Origin of the sequence: Streptomyces orinoci (assembly GCF_003121295.1) — a bacterium.
Taxonomy (GTDB): Bacteria; Actinomycetota; Actinomycetes; order Streptomycetales; family Streptomycetaceae; genus Streptomyces; species Streptomyces orinoci.
In genome coordinates, this window is the sequence record NZ_PHNC01000031.1 from 461,453 (window position 1) to 483,330 (window position 21,878).

General features: G+C 70.5%; 27 protein-coding genes. 2 read left to right on the forward strand and 25 right to left on the reverse strand.

Annotation, left to right across the window (positions count from 1 at the left end):
- Nucleotides 1–3: 3 nt before the first annotated feature.
- The 5 genes from CV755_RS24270 to CV755_RS24295 form a co-directional block, all read right to left on the reverse strand.
- Nucleotides 4–906 (reverse strand): phage distal tail protein, encoded by a 903-nt coding sequence (locus tag CV755_RS24270; RefSeq protein ID WP_109282404.1) that lies wholly within the window; start codon nucleotides 904–906, stop codon nucleotides 4–6.
- 3 nt (nucleotides 907–909) lie between these two features.
- On the reverse strand, nucleotides 910–3,315 hold the full coding sequence (locus tag CV755_RS24275; RefSeq protein ID WP_241561469.1) for a phage tail tape measure protein: 2,406 nt from the start codon (nucleotides 3,313–3,315) through the stop codon (nucleotides 910–912).
- A 233-nt stretch (nucleotides 3,316–3,548) separates the two neighbouring features.
- Entirely contained in the window at nucleotides 3,549–4,037 is a 489-nt protein-coding gene (locus CV755_RS24285; RefSeq protein ID WP_109282406.1) for a DUF7426 family protein, read from the reverse strand.
- Nucleotides 4,037–4,546 (reverse strand): phage tail tube protein, encoded by a 510-nt coding sequence (locus tag CV755_RS24290; protein ID WP_109282407.1) that lies wholly within the window; start codon nucleotides 4,544–4,546, stop codon nucleotides 4,037–4,039. Before CV755_RS24290 ends, CV755_RS24285 begins: the two co-directional genes overlap by 1 nt.
- Nucleotides 4,547–4,554: 8 nt before the next feature.
- Complete coding sequence (locus CV755_RS24295) at nucleotides 4,555–4,986, reverse strand: minor capsid protein (RefSeq protein ID WP_109282408.1); 432 nt, start codon at nucleotides 4,984–4,986, stop codon at nucleotides 4,555–4,557.
- Nucleotides 4,987–5,024: 38 nt separating this feature from the next.
- On the opposite strand from CV755_RS24295, the gene CV755_RS37240 reads away from it, so the two are divergent.
- A complete protein-coding gene (locus CV755_RS37240) occupies nucleotides 5,025–5,600 on the forward strand; it encodes an HNH endonuclease (protein WP_206608448.1) in 576 nt (191 codons plus the stop codon).
- Here the strand turns inward: CV755_RS37240 and CV755_RS24305 are convergent.
- The 12 genes from CV755_RS24305 to CV755_RS24365 all read right to left on the reverse strand — a co-directional run bounded on the left by CV755_RS24305 (nucleotide 5,597) and on the right by CV755_RS24365 (nucleotide 16,939).
- Nucleotides 5,597–5,947: a minor capsid protein gene (locus tag CV755_RS24305; RefSeq protein WP_109282410.1), complete on the reverse strand. Its 351-nt coding sequence runs from the start codon at nucleotides 5,945–5,947 to the stop codon at nucleotides 5,597–5,599. The genes CV755_RS37240 and CV755_RS24305 overlap by 4 nt on opposite strands.
- Nucleotides 5,944–6,261 carry a hypothetical protein gene (locus tag CV755_RS24310; RefSeq protein ID WP_109282411.1) on the reverse strand — a complete coding sequence of 106 codons (318 nt, stop codon included), beginning with the start codon at nucleotides 6,259–6,261 and terminating at the stop codon, nucleotides 5,944–5,946. Before CV755_RS24310 ends, CV755_RS24305 begins: the two co-directional genes overlap by 4 nt.
- Entirely contained in the window at nucleotides 6,258–6,650 is a 393-nt protein-coding gene (locus CV755_RS24315; protein ID WP_109282412.1) for a head-tail connector protein, read from the reverse strand. Before CV755_RS24315 ends, CV755_RS24310 begins: the two co-directional genes overlap by 4 nt.
- Before the next feature lie 134 nt (nucleotides 6,651–6,784).
- Nucleotides 6,785–7,645, reverse strand: a complete 861-nt coding sequence (locus CV755_RS24320) for a N4-gp56 family major capsid protein (protein ID WP_109282413.1) — start codon at nucleotides 7,643–7,645, stop codon at nucleotides 6,785–6,787.
- A gap of 15 nt (nucleotides 7,646–7,660) precedes the next feature.
- A complete protein-coding gene (locus CV755_RS24325; protein ID WP_109282414.1) occupies nucleotides 7,661–8,335 on the reverse strand; it encodes a hypothetical protein in 675 nt (224 codons plus the stop codon).
- A gap of 641 nt (nucleotides 8,336–8,976) precedes the next feature.
- A complete protein-coding gene (locus CV755_RS24335) occupies nucleotides 8,977–9,156 on the reverse strand; it encodes an Rmf/CrpP fold protein (protein WP_109282416.1) in 180 nt (59 codons plus the stop codon).
- Between the two features lie 9 nt (nucleotides 9,157–9,165).
- Nucleotides 9,166–11,388, reverse strand: coding sequence for a phage minor capsid protein (locus tag CV755_RS24340; RefSeq protein WP_109282417.1), 2,223 nt, complete (start codon nucleotides 11,386–11,388; stop codon nucleotides 9,166–9,168).
- Nucleotides 11,389–11,834: 446 nt separating this feature from the next.
- On the reverse strand, nucleotides 11,835–13,313 hold the full coding sequence (locus CV755_RS24345; RefSeq protein WP_109282418.1) for a phage portal protein: 1,479 nt from the start codon (nucleotides 13,311–13,313) through the stop codon (nucleotides 11,835–11,837).
- Nucleotides 13,314–13,371: 58 nt separating this feature from the next.
- A complete protein-coding gene (locus tag CV755_RS24350; RefSeq protein ID WP_109282419.1) occupies nucleotides 13,372–14,616 on the reverse strand; it encodes a PBSX family phage terminase large subunit in 1,245 nt (414 codons plus the stop codon).
- Between the two features lie 3 nt (nucleotides 14,617–14,619).
- Complete coding sequence (locus tag CV755_RS24355) at nucleotides 14,620–15,150, reverse strand: helix-turn-helix domain-containing protein (protein WP_109282420.1); 531 nt, start codon at nucleotides 15,148–15,150, stop codon at nucleotides 14,620–14,622.
- Nucleotides 15,151–15,251: 101 nt separating this feature from the next.
- Nucleotides 15,252–16,244, reverse strand: coding sequence for a DUF2637 domain-containing protein (locus CV755_RS24360; RefSeq protein ID WP_161968738.1), 993 nt, complete (start codon nucleotides 16,242–16,244; stop codon nucleotides 15,252–15,254).
- A 68-nt stretch (nucleotides 16,245–16,312) separates the two neighbouring features.
- Nucleotides 16,313–16,939, reverse strand: coding sequence for a hypothetical protein (locus tag CV755_RS24365; protein WP_109282422.1), 627 nt, complete (start codon nucleotides 16,937–16,939; stop codon nucleotides 16,313–16,315).
- Nucleotides 16,940–17,373: 434 nt separating this feature from the next.
- Here CV755_RS24365 and CV755_RS24370 point away from each other — a divergent pair, with 434 nt between their 5' ends.
- Nucleotides 17,374–17,559 (forward strand): hypothetical protein, encoded by a 186-nt coding sequence (locus CV755_RS24370; RefSeq protein ID WP_109282423.1) that lies wholly within the window; start codon nucleotides 17,374–17,376, stop codon nucleotides 17,557–17,559.
- Nucleotides 17,560–17,825: 266 nt separating this feature from the next.
- Here the strand turns inward: CV755_RS24370 and CV755_RS24375 are convergent, their stop codons facing one another.
- The 8 genes from CV755_RS24375 to CV755_RS34335 form a co-directional block, all read right to left on the reverse strand.
- Nucleotides 17,826–18,065, reverse strand: a complete 240-nt coding sequence (locus CV755_RS24375; RefSeq protein WP_109282424.1) for an RNA recognition motif domain-containing protein — start codon at nucleotides 18,063–18,065, stop codon at nucleotides 17,826–17,828.
- Between the two features lie 150 nt (nucleotides 18,066–18,215).
- A complete protein-coding gene (locus CV755_RS24380; protein WP_109282425.1) occupies nucleotides 18,216–19,001 on the reverse strand; it encodes a hypothetical protein in 786 nt (261 codons plus the stop codon).
- A gap of 83 nt (nucleotides 19,002–19,084) precedes the next feature.
- Complete coding sequence (locus CV755_RS24385) at nucleotides 19,085–19,546, reverse strand: single-stranded DNA-binding protein (protein ID WP_109282426.1); 462 nt, start codon at nucleotides 19,544–19,546, stop codon at nucleotides 19,085–19,087.
- Between the two features lie 97 nt (nucleotides 19,547–19,643).
- Nucleotides 19,644–19,817: a hypothetical protein gene (locus tag CV755_RS34750; protein WP_161968739.1), complete on the reverse strand. Its 174-nt coding sequence runs from the start codon at nucleotides 19,815–19,817 to the stop codon at nucleotides 19,644–19,646.
- The gene (locus CV755_RS24390; protein ID WP_109282427.1) at nucleotides 19,814–20,044 is read right to left on the reverse strand and encodes a hypothetical protein; all 231 of its coding nucleotides are present in this window, start codon (nucleotides 20,042–20,044) and stop codon (nucleotides 19,814–19,816) included. Before CV755_RS24390 ends, CV755_RS34750 begins: the two co-directional genes overlap by 4 nt.
- 33 nt (nucleotides 20,045–20,077) lie before the next feature.
- Nucleotides 20,078–20,260, reverse strand: a complete 183-nt coding sequence (locus CV755_RS24395) for a hypothetical protein (protein WP_109282428.1) — start codon at nucleotides 20,258–20,260, stop codon at nucleotides 20,078–20,080.
- The gene (locus CV755_RS34755) at nucleotides 20,257–20,970 is read right to left on the reverse strand and encodes a zinc finger domain-containing protein (RefSeq protein ID WP_161968740.1); all 714 of its coding nucleotides are present in this window, start codon (nucleotides 20,968–20,970) and stop codon (nucleotides 20,257–20,259) included. Before CV755_RS34755 ends, CV755_RS24395 begins: the two co-directional genes overlap by 4 nt.
- Nucleotides 20,970–21,815 carry a hypothetical protein gene (locus CV755_RS34335; protein ID WP_153068745.1) on the reverse strand — a complete coding sequence of 282 codons (846 nt, stop codon included), beginning with the start codon at nucleotides 21,813–21,815 and terminating at the stop codon, nucleotides 20,970–20,972. The genes CV755_RS34755 and CV755_RS34335 overlap by 1 nt, the downstream gene beginning before the upstream one ends.
- Nucleotides 21,816–21,878: the final 63 nt, after the last annotated feature.

A 21,878-nucleotide genomic window follows, 5' to 3' on the forward strand; every position in this document is an offset into this window, starting at 1 on the left:
TCCTTACCAGTAGGCGGAGCGCCACCGCATGGAGCAGGCGGCGCGCGGGTCGGATGATCCGGGCGCGGCCCGGAAGGCGAAGTTGTTCGTTCCCGGCGCGAGGACGAACGTTGCCTCGGGCACGGATTGCGGGGTCACGGTGTACAGGCGCGAGGCGCTGTGGTTGAGGGTGACCGTGCCGGCGGCGGTATCGACGAGCAGCTCGTCGTCGGGAGCGAGGGTGATGTCGTACTCGATGCGCTCGGCCGTGGCGACGTTGGTCAGCGACGGCAGGGTGAGCGGGCCGCGGAAGGAGATCACCGGGTGTACCGGGGCGTCTCCGTCGTTGACCGCCACCAGGGCGCCGGTTGCCCCTGGCGGCCCGAAGTCCAGCGGCCAGGAGAGACCCTCCGGGCCGGGGTCGAGGTGCCAGTCGAGACCGGGCTCGGCCGTGGGCAGGCGCGCGGTGACGAGCTGCTCGTCGAGCGCGTACCGGCGGGGGTCGGTGGCCTCAAACTGCAACGCCCCGCCCGTGGCGACGCCGGCCGCGTAGCCGCGGGTGACGGGCACGGACCGGCGGATGCAGCGGGCCCAGGACAGCAGGGGCGGGCTGTCGTCGAGCCGCACGACGAGCGGCAGCTCGCCGTCGCGCAGCGCGGTCGCCGCGGCAAGGTGCCGCACGACCGCCCCGACCGCTCCCGGTTCGGCGCGCACGACCAGGCCGTCAACGGTGATCGTGCGGGGCTGTGCGAGCAGCCGGCCGGGCCAAGCCCCGTGCGCGTCGGCGCGGTTGACCGTGCCGGAGTCCAGCCCCGGGGAGTCCTCCCACCCGGTGAGGCTCTGCCACCGGTAGGGGGTGCCGGGGCCGAGCAGGACGTCGCCGAACTGGATGTGCCCGGGGGCGGTGACTATGTCACCGGCGGCCATCGCTCACCCCCTGCCCTTGGCATGCCAGGCCAGCGCCGCGGCCGTCTGGTCCGCGGTCGCATCGCCTGCGTGCCAGTTCTCGATGTGGACGGTCGGCGCCGGGGGCCCGAACATCGCGCCCGCCCCCATGCCGGGGGCGCCGGCCAGGGCGAAGCGGGGAGCGGCCGGCACGGTCACGAGTTGGCGCATGGTGCGATCGACGGCCGGGGCGCCGGCCTCGATGCCCGCGACCAGACCGGCGGGAATGAATTTGCCGATCTGGTCGCGCATCAGCCGCGAGGGCGAATGAATTCCGAGGGCCTTGGCGATCGGGCCGGGAATCATGTTTTTCGCCCAGCTCATCAAAGTAGAGCGCAGCCACGATCCCATGGAGCGAATTCCGTTCCACAGGCCGCGTATAAGGTCTGCGCCCTTGTCGTACAGCATCGAACCGAAATTCCCGAAATAGCTTACGATGCGGCCAGGAAGTCCGTGCACATAATCGAGCATGGAACCGGCGACGCGCTGCGTTCCGCTCCTGATGGACGACCAATGGCCAATGATCAGTCCGACGAGCGTCCAGTTCAAAAAGAAACTGACGATGTGGCCGGGGATGTCGCGGACCCAATCAACGATGGCGTTCCAGACGCGCACGGTGCCGGATCGTATGGAATCCCAATGGCTGATGATGATGCCAACGAGCGTGAAATTCAGGAACAGGTCGAGTAGCCATTGCGCAACGCCCTTGATCTTGCCCCAGACCCAATCCCATACCGCCGCCGTGGCCGCCTTGATGCTGTCCCAGTTCGCGACGATCAACGCGACCAGGCCGACGACCGCGGCAATGATCAGCGGAATCGGGCCCATCGCGAGCAGCCACGCCGCAGCCATGCGGGCGCCCTGGGCCATGGCCTGTGCGCCCATAAGCAGCCATGAGCCGGCCACGCGTGCCGCTGCTGCCGCGGCGCCTGCGCCCTGCGCGATCCAGCCGGCCAGAATGACCGCGTTGGAGGCAACGAAGCGGACGGCCCCGGTTGCGGCTGCGGTGCCCTGCGTGGCCCAACTGACCACGACAGCCGTAGCGGTGGTGCCGGCCTGAACGGCAAGACCGATCAAAGCCGGGAGCATCACCACCGTGATCACGCCGGCCGCGATCGAAAGGCTCGTCGAGTGCTGGGAGACGAACGAGCCCGCCGCTTGGAAGGCGCCGCCGAACTTGCCGATCCACTGCGCACCGGTCATCAGCGCAGGAACCATGTAGTTCCCGAGAACGCCGACGACCTTCTGCGTCACACCCCGCTTAAACATCTCAAATTTCGTCGCAGCGTTGTCCCGCAGCGAATTACCGGCCTCATCGGCCGAGCCCTTCACCTTGCCGAGGGCATCAACGGCATGCGCGGGGTCGAGGGCGTAAATCGCCTGCTGCATGTCCTCGGCCTTGGTACCGAAAAGACCGAGGGCGATCTCACTTTTCTTGGCAGGGTCCTGAACCCCGCGAAGCTTGGTAATGACCTGCTCGAAAGCAGCGGCAGCAGACGGGCCACCCTCGCGGAAAACCTTTTGCATCTTCTCGCCGGACAGGCCGAGATCGGCATACGCCTGCTTCGTCTTATCCGACATGCCTTGGGCTTGAAGCGTGAATTCCTTCAAGCTGTCGGCGACGACGTCACTATCGCGCGCACCGCCCTGCAAACCCTGCTGAAGCAGGCCCATCGACGTCTTGGCATCGAGGCCGAGCTGCCGGAATTCGGTGGGGTACTCCGAAAAGGTGTCGAGCAAATCCTCGGCGGCATCGACACCGTTCTGCGAGCCCTTGACAAGGACGTCCATCGCCTCGTCAGCGCTCTTGGCGAGGCCGGTTTTCATCATCGTGCCCACCGCACGAGAGACCTTGCTGACGTCCTCGCCCATGACGGCCGCGGTGTCGGCGACCCGCCGGCCCATGGTCTGGATCTGCGCTTCCGTCGCCTCCGGCGGCAACAGACCATTGCGGGCTATGCCCTTGATGACCTCGGCGCCGCCCTCGACCGAATCGACGATCGCCCCGGCATACAGCGCACCGGCAACCTTGCCGTACTGCTTGGCGACCGGGCCCGTTGCGCCGAGCTGGGCCTGCAAATGCCCGGTGATCTTCGACTGTTCAAGGGCCTGCCCAATGCCGCCGATCAGCGCCGCGCCGATCGTCGAGCCCACCGCCGCGGCGGCGAACCCTTTCAGCGTGGTGACAAGACCCTGCTTGGCGCGTTCACCGCCGCGGGTGGCGCCCTCGGCGACGCCGTCGCCGAGCTGCTCGCCGGCGTGCTGCCCGGCCTGCCCGGCGGACGCGGCCATCTGGTCGCCTCCGGACTGCACGGCCGCCCGCGCACGAGCGACGCCCCGCTCGATGCCGGAGGGGTCAACGGTGATCGTCGCGGCGAGTTCACCCACCATGAGGGCCACGGCTCACCTCCTGGTGATCGGGCCCCCCTTCGCCGAGGGGGCATCGGGCGAGGGGGTGAGCAAGCGGGCGAGCCGCGATTCAGCGGAGAGAAGGCCGAGGACGCGCACGCGCAGCCACCGCCAGGAACGGGAGCGCAGCAGCGCGCGGTCGCCGAGATCGATTCCGTACACCTCGTGCAGGTCGGCCTCGACGAGCGGCCACTCGTCGAGAATCCGGCGCCAGGTCAGCGACTCGGCCGCGCCCGCTTGTTCTTGGCGCGGGTGGTGGCCGGGCGGGTACTCGTACCACTCGTAGAGCCCTGAGACTTCGTCGTATTCGCCCCGCCCGACCGGCTGCGCCGAGCCTGCCGGTTCGGGGCCAGCCGAGAAGGGTCGCCGGCCGCATTCCAGAAACGTTCCGCCGCGGCCTTGTCCTGCGCGATCCACACCATGGCCGTGATCGCGGCGTGCTTGAGCGCGGGCCACGACACGCCGTCGGAAACCATCTGGTCATGGGCGGGGCCGAGGACGTCGCGGAACACATCACGCTCGGCGGCGTCGCTGAGCACCTGCTCATCAACGCGGCCCCCGTCCGCCGCTACCGCGGCAGCGTTGATCAGGGCTTGAACGCGCAGCCCCACCTCGGCGGAGGGCGCCGCAATCGTGTAGGTGCGGCCCTCCACCGGCAGGGGCAACGATTCGGCGAGCAGCTCGCCGAGGGCCTCGAACGCCATTAGGACCCGGCCCCCTTCTGGATGCCGGCCACCGGGTTCGTGATCTCCACCAGCGGCCCGGACCCGGTCAGCTCCATCTTGATGGTGTCCACGTCATCGGCCTTGCCGCCGTCCGGCTCCCACTTCACCAGCGCGGTTCCCTGGTAGGCGTCCGGCTGGCCCGTGCGGTCGTAGTAGCGCACCCGCACATACGACCCAGCCCCGAACGACATGGACGCCTTGCGCAGGGCCTCCTGCGCCGCGTTGAAGGCACCGGTCACGGGGTGGGCGCGGTGCGCCATCGTGGCCTCAATGCTCCATGCCAGCATCGTTACGGCCTGCTCTGTCCACCCGTCGCTGTCGTAGGTGGTGACGTCTTGCTGCGTGGCCTCCACCTTCGGGGTGAACTCGGTGATCCCCGGGACGAGCGTCCATACCGGGGTGGTGCCGTCCTTACTCATGTCCAGCTCAAGCCGGTAGCGGCGGGCGAGTGCGGTGATCGTCTCGGCCGGCGGCGTCGGGGTGCTCAAGGCGCCTCCTATTCAAGGTGTTTGGCCCGGCGGTGCGCGCGGGCGTGGTAGTTGCTGCTGCGCTCCGCGCGCCCGCTGCTGTCGGCGCCGATCGGGGCGGCCGAGGCTCGAAAGATGAGCTGCACGTGGGCGGCGCCCCACTGGAATGGGCCGGCGCCGTGCAGCACGTCGAACACCGCGTCGTCGAGCGCGGTGACGTCACGCGGGTCGAGGCCGCCACGGGTGCGTACCTGGATGCCGGTGGTGGTGTCGGTGAGCGCGGACGACTCGGTGACCGGGTAGGCCGACAGGCAGATCACGCGATCGGGAGTGGGCGGGGTGGCATCGATGGTGATAGCGGTCTCGCTGGCGGCGTACGGGCCGTCGGTCCGGTAGACGCCGACACTCTGCTCGTGCAGCAGGCGGGCGAGACCGTCGAGCAGGTCGACGGTGTAGCTCATGAGGAGTGATGTCCTAGGTGGTGCCTATGCTCGGCGGCATGGCTGAAGGCAGACCGAACATCCCAACGGACCTGAAGCGGGCCGTACTTGTCGAGGCTGGGCATCGGTGCGCGATCCCTACGTGTCGACAGACCCCCGTCGACCTTGCGCACATCACGCCATGGGCCAAGGTGCGAGAACACACCTTTGAGAACCTGATCGCGCTCTGTCCAACGTGTCACGCGCGTTTTGACCGAGGAGAAATCGACCGGAAGGCAATGCTTCAGTACAAGGCCAACCTTGAGATCGTAAATCAGCGGTATACGGATACAGAGCGACAGCTCTTGAGGGTGTTCTTGCGTCAGCTTGAAATAGACGAACGGTTTCGGAAGTCCATTCCCCCGGGTGCTGTGCTGGCGATCTTTGAGCCGAAAGATGAAGCTCAGAAGCGACTCCGTGAAGTCATCCACATACACAGGCCGATGTGGTGGCTGATAGCGAATCTCCTGGATGACGAACTGGTCCGAATGGGAGAGCCTTGGGCGGTAGCGCCGGATCAGAGCCTAAAGCCGCTTGTGTTGACGGATAATGGAAAGGATTTCATTAGGCGCTGGGCAAGTGCGCAACCCCTCTAACGCAGAGTTCGCTTCACCTGCGCGGCGATGAGCGCCTGAACCTCGCCAGCGGTCTCGGGCAGCACGCTTTCGAGGTACTTCGCGCTGCGCCCGGGAGCGTGCCGGGCGGTCAGGTCTTCGTGGACCCTGCGCGCGTACGGGGTGTCGTAGGAGACGGCGGCGGTGGCCTGCTGTTCGTCGACGCTGACGGTGCCGCTGCGTTCGAGGGTGCCCTCTTCGATCGGTACTTTCTGCCGGCTGACCTGTAGGACGTGTTCGGCGCCCAGGCGCGCGCCGCGGGCGGCGGCCTGCCGGATCGCGGCCGTGGCGGCGGAGCCGTTCCAGCTCAGGTGTGCGGACTGGCTCATTCGCAAGCCACCTCCGTACAGGCCGGCACGGGCAGGCCGGGCGCGGTGTGGCGGGTGACGGTGATCGCGGTCGTGGTGCGTCCGTCGGGGAGCGTGATCCGGCTGCCGGGCGGGCAGTCGAGCGTCGGTCCGGCGATCACGGTTGCGGTGGCCTGGACTTGGCGGCCGTCGGCGGCGCGCACCATGCGCGTGCCCTCGCTCACCAGGGCGCGCACGTTCGGGATGGCGTGGCGGTGCTGCGCCCCGTAGGCGCCCTCACCTGCGTACGGCTCCACGGTGATCTGGTGGCGCAGCAGGGCGTCGGGCACTCTCACGAGATCACCCCCGGGAGCAGGCCGGCGGCCCGCAGGGCGCGATGGGCGCGCGGCGCGAGATCGACGCCGGACGCGGCGGGCGGACCGGCCTTGCGGCCGGACATGGACACCGGGCCGATGGATACCGAGTCCCACACGCCGGCGGCGCCGGTGCCGTCGTCGCCCGTGGCGACCTGCCATTCGACCTGTGCGCAGGTGGCATCCCGCAGGGCTTCGACGACGCGCTGCTCGGTGGGGTCGCCGTCGGCGTCCACCGGGTACACGGCCGTGAGCAGCGCGGCGTCAACGTCTTCGGACGCGCGGGCGAGCAGCCGCTCGGCCCCCTCGGGGGCGGGCTGCCCGGTCCACGCGGCGAGCTGCTCGGGGGTGGCGTAGATGCGGGCGGGCACGCCTCACCTCCCGTCGGTCGTGGTGGCCTTCCGCCGTCCGGCCGGGCGCCGGACGGGCTTGGCGGCCGGCGGGGCGTCCGCGGCCTGCGCGGTGGGTGCAGGGGCGTTTCTGCGGCTGTAGTGGCGGCGCAGGATCACGCGGCGCCCCGGGTCGTCAGGACGACGATCCCCTCGTCGTCGAGGCGGTGCGTTGCGTAGTGAACGTTGGTGGTGACCACGGTGGTTCGGGCGAGGATGTCGCGGTCGGTCTCCACGACGGGCTTGCGCTTGTAGAGCAGGCCCAGGGCGCCGCGGCGGATCATCAGCGCGTTGAACGTCTGCGTCTTGCCCTCACCGCCGGGGGCGGTGGTGACGCGGTCGGAGACGTAGACGTTGACGCCGCCGATCTGGCCGATAACGCCCTGCGGGATGACAGAGGCGGAGCCGAACTTGTCGGCGCTGATGAAGTTGGGGTCCTTGTAGATGGCGGCGCGCTGGAGCGAGTGAATCACCAGGCCGGCCATGGAATCGGGCTCCCACTCGTCACCGAAGCGGGCGATGCCGTCCACCAGGACATCCCACGACAGGGCCTTGTCGGCGGCGTTGACGGTGATCGCTCCGGGCGCCTCCGCGGCGGCCGTCAGGTCCTTGTCGATCTTGCGGGCGATCAACAGGGCGAGCTGTCGCTGCGTCTCGGCGAACGGGTCGCCGAAGGCGACAAGCTTCGCCTTGTCGGTGATCTCCACCGCCTTGCCGGCTTCCTTGATGACGGCCTTGCTGCCGGGGTCGGTGCCAAGCTGCTCGGGGCTCATCGGCGTGCCCTCGGTGAGGTCTTCGGCCTCGCCGAGCGCCTTCCACTTCGGGAAGTTCACGGAGTCGCCGGGCTTGCCTTCGAGGGTGGAGTCGTTGAGTGCCAGGGAGCCGAGCACGAGCTTGCCCTTGAGCTTCGCCTGCACCATGTCGGCCCAGACGTCGGGCACGATCATCTGTGCCGAAGTGGTCTTTCCGGTCGCCATGTTCGGCGGCCCTCCTTACTGGGATGCGGCGGACAGCCGCGCGTAGAGATCGGGGTCGGACTGGTGCAGCGCGACGCGCTCGCCGTAGGTCATGGCGACGAACTGCTCAGCGGTCGGGGTGGCAGGGGCGGCGGGGGTGAAGTCCGCGCCGCCCCGGGCGGGCCCGGCGGGCGGGGCGGCCTCGGCGCGCAGATGGGGGGCGGCCTTGACGGCGTCGGCAATGACCGCGGCGAGCTTGTCGCCGAACTGCTTGTCGTCCGGGTCGAGCGCGGCGAGCTGCTTCTCGACAGTGCGGGAGTCCAGCAGGCGGGCCGGGTCGGCGCCGACGGTGTGCGCGGCCTGGTGTGCGGCCAGCTCGACGCGCAGCTGCCGGGCCTCGGCGCGGGCGGCGTCGCGTTCGGCGGCGGCCTGCTCGGCAAGCCGGGCGGGATCAGCTTCGGCGGCGGCGCCGTCCGGGTCGAGGACGCGCCGCAGCGCGGCGAGTACCTCGTCGCGTTCGGCGGCGGCCTGCTGCGCGGCCTGCTCGGCGACGGTGAGGCGCTGCTCGGCGGCCGGATCGATCACCGGGGCGGCCAGGGCGGGGGCCGCGGCCGGCGGGGCGGTAGCCGCGTCGGGGGCGAGCGGGGCGCCGTGGTCGGCGGCCGGCACCGCGGGGGTGACCGGTGCGGCGGGAGCGTTGCTTTCGGACATCGGGGAATCGGCCTCCGGGCGGTGTGTGGGCATGAAAAAGGGGCCCGCAAAGGCGGGCCCCTCATGGGGAGTTGGGAAAGGGCGTGGCTAGGGCCTGGCCGATGGGTCGGACACGCCTTAGGCGAGCCGGGGTTACCCCTGCTCTCCGCAGCCCACCTTGCCCTTCAGGGCGTCCCCGAGGAGGGGGAGCGCGTCAAGGATCTGACACAGGTTCCCTGGGACCTGGTCGGGCCGGGTCGGGGCGGCAACTGCCGGAGTCGCGCAGAACCCGGCCAGGACGAGAACGGCAACGGAAACCGCAGAAACAACGGCAGTGCTACGACGGGCACGATGCATGAGACCCTCATTCCACGGGAAGTTGACTCGCGAAGCTCCTCCACGCTGTACGCCATAACTCCCCAGGCCAGTGCCGGGGTATGTGCAGCACCATACGCAAGCGGGAATCGATGGACGTCCGTCCGACAACTGCCCGGGTTGACAGTTCGAGGCCCTGGGGGGGCCTGTGCTGACCCATCGGACAGGCCCTAGAAGACTGCTGAAGATCTTGCTCCGGCCGCCCGGCTCACCCTGGATTGCCGGTAAATGTCAATCGTCATCAACCGATGCAAGTCGGGCGCGATTTCAAGATCTTCAGGACACTTCTAGTCGGCGGCGGTCTGGTCGTGCTCGTCGTCCAGCGGACGAGCCTTGGCGTATCCGCGAACCCACGCGCTACGCAGCAGGTCGCCCCGGGGGTACGGGCAGACGGTCACCGGTAGATGCTCGCGGCCGGCTGCTGCGCCTTCGTGGATGGCGCGGACCAGTTCGCTCCGCGTTCCCATGGCTGCCCCCTAGAGCTTGTTCTGCTGCGTGGTGCGCGCCTGCCGGGCGGTCTCGGCTGCGGCATCGCGAACCCCGGTCACCTTCTCGGTGTACTCGGCCAGCGTAGTTCGCGGGTGTTCCTGCCACCAGCGAATGAGATCCTCCGACGCACGGGCGTAAGCCACGTGCGACGGGCCCGTGAACAGGCTCCGCGGGTCCACGCCGGCGGCCTCGGCCTTCCGGTTGAGCAGGTGTCCGCGCAGCTCGGTCTCGGCCTCCAACCACTGTGCATAGATGTGCTCTTGGTACATGGCCCGGATCTGCTCGCGGGTGTAGGCCGTGCGCTGCGCGGCGGCGGCTTCCTCGCGTTCGGCGATCCATCGCTCGATAGCGGACAGGCCGGCGTGCCGGTCGCCGTCGAGGGCCAGGTGCGCCCAGTCGTCCGGGCCGGCGACCGGGGCGAGGGCCTCGTCGAGGGCGGCCCGGTCGGCGAGCTGTCCGGCGAGGGTGTGCGCGCCGCGTGCCTCGACGGCCGGGGCGGGCGGGTACCGGCGGTCGAGTTCGCCGGCGATCCGCTCGACCTCGTGCTCGCGGGCGTAGCGGATGGCCCAGCCGAGGACGTCGTCGCCCACGGTGGACAGGTCCGCGGCCAAGGCGCCGCCGGGGAAGACCTGCCGCAGCAGGTCGCGGCGGTCCGCCTCGGTGGCGAGGGTGGCCAGTTCCCCGGCGTCCGCATGGCGGGCGCGGGCGGCGAGTTGAGCGTCGGAGAGGCCGACAAGGTCCCGGCGGGCGCCGGGCAGGGATGCGGTGACGTCGCGGCGGTCCAGCTCGGCGGCTACCCGCAGAACGTCGTCGTCGCCCAGGTGCGGCAGCACGCGGGCGAGATCGTCGTCGCCGAACGCCGTCAGGTCGGCGAGTCGGCCGTGCGGCCGGACGCGGTCAAGCAGCGCATGCTCGTCGCGCCGGTCGGCCTCCGCCCGTATCCGGTGCTCGTCGCGCTCGTCCAGGTGGCCGGAGCCGTGGGCGACGGCGAGCTGCTCGTCGCTCATCTCCCGCAGGGCGCGCTCGTCCCCGGCGCGCACCCGCGCCGCCTCGACGGCAACCCGCGGCGGGCGTGGCGCAGTGCTGGGGAGGTTCCCGGCGCCGGGCTGCTCCCGGTGCCGCTTGCGGATCAACTCCGGGTGCTGCGCGAGGTGTTCGCGCTGCTGCTTCTGCCAGTGCCGCACCTTGGCCTCGGCCGCGCGCTTGGCGTCCGGATCGGTCGCGGCGGCGGCCCGGTTCTTCCAGCGGCGAATGTTGCGCTCGATGGCGCGCTGCCGCTGGGTGGCTTCGTAGCCGTAGGGGTCGGTGGAGTGCTCTACCGGCGCTCGGGTGACACCGGGCAGGTAGGCGCTCGTCGAGTGCCGGCAGTTGGGGTGTTGCAACCCGTGCCGGCGCGCCTCGTCGAGGGAACCGGCGACGTGCACGCGCACGGTGCGGCCGTCCTCGACGGCGTGCTCGGCCTCGACCGTGTGGGCACCGTCCGGTCCGTCGAGGGTCAGCACCTTGCCCTCGAACGGCTTGCACAGAGGGCACTCGTGCGGGGCGTTGGAGACGATGACCAGGGACACCCCCGCGGCGCGCAGCCGGTCGCCGTGCGCCTCGACCGCAGCGCGGCCCACAGCAGTGCGCACAGCCATCTCGGCATACGACGTCATGGACCACGCGCGGCCGGAGCGGTCCACGAACGTGCGCAGACCTCGGTCGGCAAACCGCGCCATGGCGGCCTGCGAGGCCGCGCGGCGGGTGCCCACGCCCAGAAGCGGCGTCGCGGCTACCTCGCTGACCACCTGCCGGTAACCGTCCTCCACGCCGCGAAGAATGCCGCGGTGGGTGGCGGTGACGCGGTCGATCGTCTCGTGCGCGAGGCGGTCAACGGCGCGCGTCCCGGGCGTGCTTTCACCGATCCGGCGGGCGTCCTCGTCGGCCAGGGCGCCGAGTTCGGCCAGCCCCGCGCGGGAGCCGACGTTGTACGCCTCGGCGACGGCGTCGAACACTTCGAGGGCCGTGGCCTTGCCGAGTTCCTCGACGACGCTCTGCGCGGCCCGCCGGAGCGGCTGAATGTCGCGCAGCTTGGCCACCGCCCACCCGGGCGCCTCAAGGCCGGCGGCAAGCTGCCGGGCGACGATGCCCAGCAGCCGCGCCTCGGCGTCCGCGTACAGGTCCCGGACGCCAGCCGACAGGTCGTCAACAAGGGCAGGGGAGGCGGGCACTCAATCCTCCCCCGGGAATTGTGACCTAGCCCACAAAAGCGCTATAGCCGCAGTTATAGTCCGGCGTCAAAAGATTAGCCGATCTTGGAAACGAAGGATAAGCCAGCTTTGAGGGCGACAAAGCTAGGAGTATCCGGCTTCTCCACTCTAATGCATCTGCTGTCGCCAGTCTCAGTCTTACTTTCGAAGGCACGGGCCTTCTGTCATATTGGCGTCGGACACGTCGCGCGCGCACACGCCTCTCCGCAATAGTCACTGGCCGTCACTTTGTAAAGGTCGTCGCCGCATGAACGAGCTAGTCAGCTTCCCGTCCTCGTTGCTGGCCTTCCTCTTATGCCTGGCAGGGGTGGCCATCTCACATCCTGATGAGGATTTCAGGAGACGCGCGGAGCGCATCCTCCTGGCGATCTTCCAGCGGAGGTAGAGCCGATAGTGCTCGGTCGAGATCAGTCCAAGGTGCCCGCCTGCATCGGGTCGGGCACCGCGGCGCCGGTTTCGGTGAGGATGCGCTCGACCTCCTCAGCAACCGCAACGTCGTCCCAGTCCGGATGCAGTGCGCGCACCTTCGTATCGGTGCTCACGGCCTGGGCCTGCTGGAGCAGGGAAAGCGTCTGCGCGACGCTCTGCGGGTCCTCGCTCACCGAGTCGCCGAACGTGATCGTCGGGCGCTCCGGTGTCAGTGCCGGGGTATACAGGGCCCGGTCGAGCTGGAGCATGACGAGCAGCATGTCGGCCAGGGCCGGGGCCCAGTACCGCGACTTCTTGTCGCGGGTGATCATGCTGCGCCGCTCGCGTGCGGTGACCTCGGTTGCGGTCGCCGCGGTCGAGTCGCCCAGCCCGAAGGACTGCGCCGAATACCCGGCGAGCTGCACCGCCTGCCGCATGATGGCGGCGGTGGTGCGCTCGTGCTCGTCCACACGGATGGCGAACTGGGACAGGGTGATGCCGGCGCCGCCGGAGTCGCCCGGCGGGATGGCAAGGGCCTGCCAAATCTCGCGGTCATCGTCGAAGCTCGCGCCGTGGCCGGGGCCGTGGTGGCGCAGGTAGCCGTCGGGGACGATCAGCCGTGCGCGGGCGAGACGGATGTCGCGCAGCCACGACGACCATGTTTCGTCGAGCGCGTCGAACAGGTCGTGCGCGCCCTGGTAGTCGGACCGGCCGAGCGGGGAACCGCGGTGCCGGCGGTTGGGCCGGATGTTGGGAACGTAGGCGGCGGTGAGCCGGTCGAGGCCGGTCGGGATGCTGTCGCCCTCGGGGCCGAGGGAGTCGGCGAGGCCGGCGGTATCGGGGTGCTCGGTGAGCGGTACGCGGGTGCCGAGGTTGTCGGCGGTGCCCTGGTAGAGGCCGTGGACGATCGTCCCGACCTCGTGGCGTTCAAGGTGGCGCCACACTTCCGTTGCCGAGTCGGTCGGCAGCTCCCGCCAGAAGGTGACGGCGGCGAGCTGCCCCCACTGGAATTCGGGGGCTGCGGCGTCGGCGTGTATCGCGGTGAGCAGCGGCCGGGGGGCAAGGGCGGTGTCCCAGGTGACGCGCAGGAAGACGCCGCCGAGGGCGGCACCGACTTCCGCGGCCTCAAGAAGGGTGTTCGCGATGCCGCCGGCCTCGGTGATCTCGTCGAGGCGGGCCTGCGTCGCCGGATCGGTCACGGTGAACACCGGCGGTTCGCTGAACAGAAGATCAGCGGACGTTGTCGCGATGTCCGCGGGAAGCGGGATATGCAGGCGGGTGTCGTGCCGGCCGGGCTGCGGGTGCTGGTGACGGGCCCACAGCCGGCGGCGGCCGTCCTCGCGGTGCTGCTGACCCCGGTAGACGGTGGCGAGGCGGTGGCGGTCACCGGAGTACCACGCGTCATCGGCGCGCATCTCCCGGTACAGGGCGTCGTGTTGGCGCGGCGGCCAGATGGCGCCGTTGTCGGGCAGGGGCACCGTGTCACCCCCTGCCGTGGTCGGACCGATCGCACGCGGCGGCGGTGAGCGGGCAGGGCTACGCGGCGCCGGCGGCCGGCGTGGTGATCAGGTGGCGCCATTCGTGCGCCGTGCTGTGCAGGGCGTAGCGCAGGGCGTCGAGGCTGTGGTCGTCCCGCTTGATGGGGCGGTCTTCGCCGCGGTCGGCCGCGGTGGGGTCCCATGTGTAGCCGGGGAACTCCGTGAGCAGCCCCTCGCATGAGGAGTGCACGGCCAGCAGGCCGGAGTCGAGCGCGGTCGAGACGCTGCGGATTCCGTCGAGCACCTCATTGCGGGCGCGGGCGACGCCGGGGTGTCCGTCTGTCCACAGCTGTGTGGAAAAGCTGGCGGCCGAGGGGTCCACGAACGTGAACTCGGGCTCGACGTCCAGCTCGGCCAGCCACCGGCGGACGGCGGCGCTGTACTGGGCGTCGGTCATCTGCCGGCGCGCGGCGCGCGAATCGTGGCGCCACTCGGAGCAGACGTACAGTCGGCCGTCGGTGCCCTCGCCGAGCAGTAGCGCGGCGAACGGGTTCGTCGTGCCGTAGTCGATGGCGCACCAGTGCCGGCGCATGGGCGGCAGGGTGGCGACGACGTGCCGCTGCTCGTCGAACATGTCGAAGATCGAGCCCTCGGCAACGACCCATGCCCCGTCGATCATGCGGCGGCGCCACAGACCGACGTACTCGGCGGCCAGCGACGCGACATACGCCGGTGACAACGACGGGTTGTCGTCGAGACGGAAGTGCCACGACCGCAGGTCGAGTTCGCCCTCGCGGTCGAGATAGCCCGTCTTGAGCCAGTGCCGCGGGCTGTCGGGGTTCGTGGTCGCGAGCAGCCGCGCCCCGGGAACGGACAGCCGCGCGAGAAGCTGCGTCCAAAACGCCTCGGGGAGCAGCGTTGCCTCATCGACGTAGGCCAGGGAGGCGGTCAAGCCGCGCAGTCGGCCCTCGGCGCGCGCATCGGCCGCGCCGATCAGATGGACGGTGCGGCCAAGCACGGTCGCTGTGGTGGCGCCGCGGGTGTGCCGGATCTGGGCGGCGACCGGCCCGAACAAAGCCGGGTCGGTGAGCGGCTCGAAGACGTTCCGTTCGATCGTCTGCAACGAGCGGCCGACAACGACAATCAGGCCGGACGGCGGGGCCTCGGCGACAGCGAGCAGCCACGCCAGAAGCGAAGAGATCGTCTTCCCGGAGCGTACGGCGCCGTGCCAAATGCAGATACGGGCCGTGGCCTGCGCGACGCTCCGAAGTTGCTTGCGGGACAGCGGCAGGGAGTCGAGCAACGCTCACCCCCTGGTGCCGGCCCCCTCGTCCCCGTCGGCCTGGTCCTCGTCGGCGAACGCGGCACGCAGGCCGCGGGCAAGGTCGGTGAGCATCGAACGGACCTCGCCGGTGCCGGTGCCGGAGTCGATCTCGGCGAGCCGGGCGGCGCTGGTCAGGTACGAGCCGATGGCCTGCGAATGGTGCCGCTCGTCCTGGGCGGGCGGTTCGTCGGAGACCAGCCGCACGGGCCGGCCGGTGGGCAGCAGCTCCACGCGCACGTACTCGGTGGCCTCGACACGGTCGAGATTGGCGGAGGCGCGGGCGTACAGGCGGGCGACGAGCTGTCGGCGCTGCTCGGCGAGATCGAGCTGCCGCGCCTCGGTGGCCGGGGCGATGCGGGCGCCGCCCTCGAACCTGAGCCCCTCCTCGCGGGCGATCTTCGACACGGTCGAGGACGAGCGGCCGATCGCGCGGGCGATCTGGTTCCGGGACCGGCCGGCCGCGTGCAGGCGGCGGACCTCGGCCCGGTCGTCGTCGGTGATGGGGGCAGCCATGGGCTCACCTCCCGGGCATACGAAAGCCCCGCCAACCGGGGGGTGGGTTGGCGGGGCGTTGCGATCAACTTCCGGGCACGCCGGAGGCGCCACCCATTAGATCACGACTTAATAACGGTCGCAACAGGGGTGCCGAGGGCCTGCTCGACCATGCGGCGCAGCTCCCCGCCGCGCGTGCGCTTCACCCCCAACGCCGCGCCGAGAACCTCCGCTGTCGGTCGGGCGCCGGTCTCCCGTCGTATGCGCCGGTACGCGGCAATGGCGGCGGCCGGCGGGGCGTCGGGCGCTGCTGCGTCGGCGGGAGCGCCGTCGTCGAGGACGTCGTCGGGCGGCGCGGGCGTCGGGAGCGGCGGCGCGGTGAACGTCGCGGCCAAGGGGAGCGGCGCCGGAGCGTCGTCGAGGGCGTCGTCGAGGACGGGCGGCGCCTCGACGGCGGCGACGGCGGCGGCGAGATCGACGAGGGCGAGCGGCGGCGCGGCGGTGGTGGTGGTGGTGGTGGTGGTGAGCGCGGCGGCGGCCTGCTCGGCGCGGGCGGCGGTGGTGGCGGCAGCCTCCGCGGCGGCCTGCGCCGTGTCGGCGGAGGTACGGGCGGCGTCGGCGGCGTCCTGCGCGCGCTGGACGGCGTCGGTGGCGGCGGCGACGGCCGGGGCGATGTCGTCGGCGGCCACGGTCTCGGGCGTCGGCAGCATGCGCACCAGGAGTTCCGTTGCGACGAGCTGCGCCACCGGCGGCACGACGGCGATTGCGGCACCGGCGCCGGTGCCGTCGCTGTGCGACACGTTGAAGCAGAGTGACGTCACGGCGAACGCGATGACCGTTGCCCAGTAGGGCGCCGTCGGTCGGCCGGCGCGCCGGGCGGCGATGACGCCGACGGTGCCGACGACGGCGCCGCCATCGACCAGGACAGCGAACATCCACACGATGTCAGGGGCGACGCCGTGCTCGGCGGCAAGCGTGGTGAGGGATGCGAAGGACAGCCGGAACGCCAAGGCGGCGAAACCGGCGGTGACGGCGACGGCCGCAGCCAAAGGCGCCCACGACGGACGGCTCGGGACGGCGGCCGGTGGGCCGACGATAGGGTTGTGCGTAGCCACGGGGTTAGCTCCCGTTCGGTTAGGGCCCGTTCCGGCATGTGGAGTGCTGGGGCGGGCCTGCTTCGTTTTTACTGCTTGTCGGCTTCGGCTGCGGGCCACTCGCGCACGTACACGGCCTCGTCGTCGAGGCCCATGTCGGGGCCTTTCCACATGAGGACGCGGGCGGCCAGGTGCGCGCGGCGGACGCCGAGCATGCCCTGCCGATGTTCGTCGGCGAGGCGGTCGGGGTCGGCGAGTCCGCCCGCCTCGTTGGCGTCGGCGACACCTTCGCCGTTCTCGTCCGCCTGCCACCCCAAGCCGATGTCGGGATCGTTGAACACGTCGATCCGGTACGAGTAGCGGACCTTCTCGCGCAGGATGCGGAAGACGTACGACGGGTTCATGCCGAGGTCCGCCGCGATTTCCACGCCGGAGACGCCGGCGGCGCGGGCGTCCAGAATCAGCGCGGGCACCTCCGGTTCGTACTTCTTCCACGCCTTCCGGGCGGCGCCGGCGGCGGCCAGCCGTGCCCGCACGTCGGCGGCCTCGTGTTCCTCGAAGGCGCGCACCATGTCGCGGGCGAAGGCGGCGAGCTGGGGCCGCTCGGCGATGTAGGCCGCGAGGGCAGAACGCTGCTCCGCCTCGCTCGCCTTGCCCAGCGCCCTATCAGGGCGCCTGCGGTATACGGCTTCGGAAGACTGGTTCTGCTCGCTCATCTGCTGTTCCCTCTGGGCGGGCCCGCCTCGCGGGTGCAGGTGGGTGTCAGGTGGAGTTCGATGAAGATCACTGTACTGGGTGCTCCACTAGGTACACAACGAGGGTGCGGAAAAGGGCCCGGATCAACTCCGGGCCCTCCTATGGCGTCGTGCGCCTGTGCGCTGCGTGATGGCCGGGCCCGGCGGCGCAGTGGCGGTCCGGGCTTCGATCGAGCGCGCGAGCGTGCGCGGTGGCGCAGGACAGAGGAATCGCGCAGGTTGTGCGCCGTTGGTACCCGTGTGGGTGACCTTGCCCAGGCGCTCACTGGGCATTTTCCCCCTGCCGCACTAGCCGCATGCGTTGACGGCCTTCCGCCTGAGCCCGTACTCCTGACGACGCTCGTTGGGGAGGCCATCGCCCACTGGGAACACATACTCCGGAAGGAGCTTCGCCTATGCGTCGCGCCATCGTCACCATGGCCATCGCCGCCTCGTTGGCCGTGCCCGCGCTGCTCGGCACCGCTGCCACGGCAACCGCCGCGCCCAACGTCAGCGTCCTGCTATGCATTCTCGGCCACGGCCGTCCCAGCTTCATCCAAACCTGCGTCGGCGGCGACTACGACGGCCAACCTCTCGGCTAACACCTACGCGGATGGTCCACCGCGGTGCCGTGTCGACCGGCACCGCGGTGGACCACGGGTGCCCCGGTCTCGCTTCCCCACCGCCGTGTGCGGCTGGTGACGAGGCCAGGGAGCCGGGCCCTTGATGGTCGGCAAGGTGCCGCCGCCGAAGAAGCAGGGCGGATTCCCCGACCATCGGCACTCTCAACGCCCGACTACGTAGTCAGCCAACTACACTCACAAACAAGCTCCTGACCAGCGGCAATAAGCGAACTGCAACTGGAGTACTAGGCGAAGTTCACGACGACGGAGCGTCCATCGATATTCTGTTGCTGCATTCCGTTGACGGCGGCCTCCGCTTCCTCCGCGGAGTCAAAGGAAACGAAGCCGAAGCCCCTCGACCTGCCTGTCTGCCGATCCATGATGACTTCTGCGTGCACCAACTCACCGTAGTCGGAGAACGCCTCCCTCAGCGTCTCATCCGTCGTCTTCCAGCTCAGGTTGCCTACATAGACCCTCACCGACATGCCCTGGTACCTCGCTCTCCTTGGCGGATGCCCGCCACGGCTGGGAGACCAGCCAATGGACAACGGTTGAGGAGACAAACTATTCCAGCAGTGCGAGGAAGGCACAACTGCTGCTAGTAGTGCCCGCGATATCGGAATCCTGAATGTCGCTCAACAGGCGGCCAAGGGGTACGACCCCCGTTCGTGCTGCTCCGCGGCGTCGAGTGCGGCGACCAGGGCGGGCAGGGCGTGCCACTCCCACACCCGCCGGCCCGCCGGGGTCAGGGGTACCGGGGCGGGGCACTGCGCCCCCCACCCGCATGTGACCCTCGGCCCCTCGTCCGGGCCGGTGTGCAGCGTCAGCTCGCCCCCACACCAGGGGCACGGCCGGCCGGGAACCGGGGTGGCGCGCTGGTCAAGGCGCAGCGTCCGCAGCAGGCGGCCGGCGCACTCGTGGGCGACGCGAGCGGAGTCGTGCAGCAGGCGCTCGGACACGGGCGCGAACGGCGCATCGGTCGTGGTGCCGTCGGGCTGTTCCTCGGGGGCGGTGTCCTCGTCGAGCAGTCGGCCCTCGACGTACAGCGCGGCCCAGTGCAGGCCGTGCGCCCGGCTGCCGGGGTCGGTGGCGCTGCGGATGATCCACCGGCGCGGGTCGTCGCGGTCAGTGCGCTGGACGGCGGCGGCGAGGACGTCGGCGAGGTCGAACAGGGCGTGCTCGATGGCGAGTCCGGCGTCGAGGGCGTCGAGGTTGAGCGGCGCCGAGTGCTCGCGCAGGACCAGGGGTGCGCGGTCGAGGACGTCGAGCGGCTCGTCGTCGGCCGGGCGCAGCGTGTGCGCGAGCTGCCGCGGGGGCCATACGTCGGCCGGCGGGGTCTCAATGGCGAGCAGCAGCTCGGCCCAGTGCTGCCGGATGATGGCGAGGTGGGCGGCGGCGCGGTGCGCGGCGGGGAGCGGCACGTCGGAATGTCTCCTGGGCGGGGCGGGAAGGGGCTGGGGCCTCGCGCGCACGGGGGGCGGGTTCGACCGGTCGCGGCGAGCGGTTAGAAGGGCGGCTGTTGGACGTACGCGGCGGGGTGTGGGGCCTGAGTTGCCCATGGGTCAGCGACGGCCTGCTGCGGCTGCTGGGGAGCCTTGTTACGGCCTGACTTGGCGACGGTGGCGGTGGCGTTCTTGAGGGTGGGGCCGACTTCTTCGACGTCCAGCTCGAAGACGGTTCGCTTGGCGCCCTCGCGGTCTTCGTAGGTGCGCTGTTTGAGGCGTCCGTGCGCGATGACGCGGGTTCCACGGGTGAGGGATTCGGCGACGTGCTCGGCGGTCTGTCGCCATACGGAGCAGCTCAGAAAGAGGCTCTCGCCGTCCTTCCATTCGCCGCTGGTGCGGTCATAGGTGCGCGGGGTGGATGCGATGCGGAAATGGGCGACGGCGGCACCGGCGGGGGTGAAGCGCAGTTCGGGGTCGTCCACGAGGTTGCCCACGACGGTGATGGTTGTTTCTCCTGCCACAGCGAGCCTTTCTTTCGTTGGCGCTAGATTTCTTTCTTGAAAGGATAGTACGCGGAAGGGTGCCCGTTGCCCCGCGGATTGCGGGCACCCCGCGGGGTCAGACGGTCTCCTGCGCCGTGACGGTCATCCCGTGCTCAGTGAGGGCGACGAGCAGGCGCTCGGCGGCCTCGACAGCAGCCGGATCAACCGGGTGCCCCTGCCGGTCGTAGCTGTCCGGGTGGAGTGCGTGCAGCTCCCCGGCGAGCAAGGCAACGACGGCCCGGGGCGTCACCGGATGCCCCGACGGTTGACCACATGCGCGGCGGCGGTGCGTCCCTCGGCGCGACGAGGGACGGGCGGGCGCTGCATCAGCCGCTCGTGCCGGTCGTGCTCGCCCTCGGCGTGCTCGGCGAGGACGCGCTCGACGAACGCGGCGGTCTGCTGGTCGAGCCGTTCCTCGACGGCCTGTCGGTGCGCGGCTTCCTCGGCCTGCCTGCGCGCCCGCTCCAGTTGGGCCACCAGGGCCGGGCCGTCGAGGGTCCGCTCGTGCTGCTACTCGTAGCCCTTGGATCGTTCGACGACCACCAGGGCGCCGGCGGCGGCCCACTTGCGGGCCTTGGCATAGACGTGGCGGCGGTCGGCGTGCCGGAACCCCACGTTGGTGGTCAGGCCGGGCCACAGGGCGGTGATGCGGTATTCGGTGAGGTTGCGTGTGTTGTCGCGGTGGCGGGTCATGCGGCGACGCCTTCCTGTGCGGCGAGCGCGGAGTCGAACCGGCCCGGGTGGGGCTTCTTGCGGGGCGCGTTGGAGGTCGCCCCACCGCGCGGGGTGATCCGGCGGGAGCGGCAGGGCTTGCCCTTCTCGGCCTCGCACCACGCGCAGGGCACGCTCAACGGGTCGGGCTGACCGGCGGCGACGGTGGCCTCACGCAGGGCGGCCGTCGGCCGGTACGGGGCGAGCTGCTGCCGGATGGCCGACGGGATGTAGGAGCCGATGGAGGCGAGGCGCGCCTCGATGGCGGGGTGAATGCCGCTGGTGAGTTCCCGATGTGTCGAGGGCGCGGCCTGCCCGGTGGCCACCGCGGCGCGGGTGCCGACCAACTCGGCGCGCCACTGCTCGACGTTGTCGGGGTCCACGCTCGGCAGGGGGTCGGTGTGGCGGTTCATCAGCTCGGCGCGGTGCGGCGCCCACGCGGCGAGCAGGTCGGCCGGCTCGATGGGCCGGAACTGGGCGCTGCGGTCGCCGTTGGCCTGCTCGTAGTAGCGGCGCACCGCGCGGGAGGCGTCCCACCCGGCGGTCTCGGCCATGGCCGGGACGTCAGTCAAGGCCGTGGCCCACGTGCGGATGGTGGCGGCGGCCTGCTCGTCGGTGGCCATGATCCGGCGTATCCGGCTGTCGAGGGTAGCGGCGTAGTTGAGGAGCGCGGCGACGTGGCGGGGTTCCATCAGGCGAGTCCTTCCTGCTCCAGCAGGGCAAGCCCTGCGGCGAGGGTGTTCGTGTGGCTGGTGGGCGCGGCGGTGGGGGCGCGGAACGGGACGACGTTCGAGCCGGTCGAGCCGGGCGCCGGCCGGGCGGGGGTGTGGTCGAGGTCGGCCCAGACCTTGAGCCAGTAACGGGCGCTCTTGGGCGGGTCGCCGGGCGTGATCCGGCGGGCGGCGAGTTCGACGAGGGCGGCGACGCCGTGCGTCTGGACGAGCCGGTACGCGTCGCGCTGCTCACCAAGGCCGAGCGTCCAACGGACCTCGACCCCGGCCGCGTCGAGGGCATCGGCGAGGGGGCGCAGTTGCTCGACCACGGGTGAGCGGCCTCGGGACGCGTGCGGCTGCTGTTCCTCTTGGTGTTTGCGTTCTCTTGCGTTCTGGGGTCCGGATTCCGGACCGGTAGGGGTCTCGTTTTCGGACCGGTGGGGTACGGAATCCGGACCGCCGGGGGTCTTGTTTTCGGACCGGTCCGGATTTCGGACCCCTCCGGATTTCGGACCACCAAAACGGGCGTCTTCGGATTCGGCGGCGCGGCGGTGCCCGACGGCGTGCGGGAGCCGGTAGACGGTCTCACCGCGCGGCCCTCGGGCACCCTCGACGATCTCCAACTCGCCGGACGCAATGAGCTTGTCTACAGCGGTCACGACCGACGAGCGGGCCGCGTTCGTGCGCTGGACGAGCATGGTCGTACCGGCGTACGCGACGCACCGGTCATCCGGGCACTTGTCGGCGATGGCGAGCAGCACGAGCCGGGGCGTGCCCTTAGCGGCGGACCGGGTCCACACCCAATCCATGGCGTCGAGGCTCAACAGGGGTTCCCTTACGGTCGGGGCGGCGGCGGTGCGGGCGCTTGGGTGCGCCCGGCGAGGGCG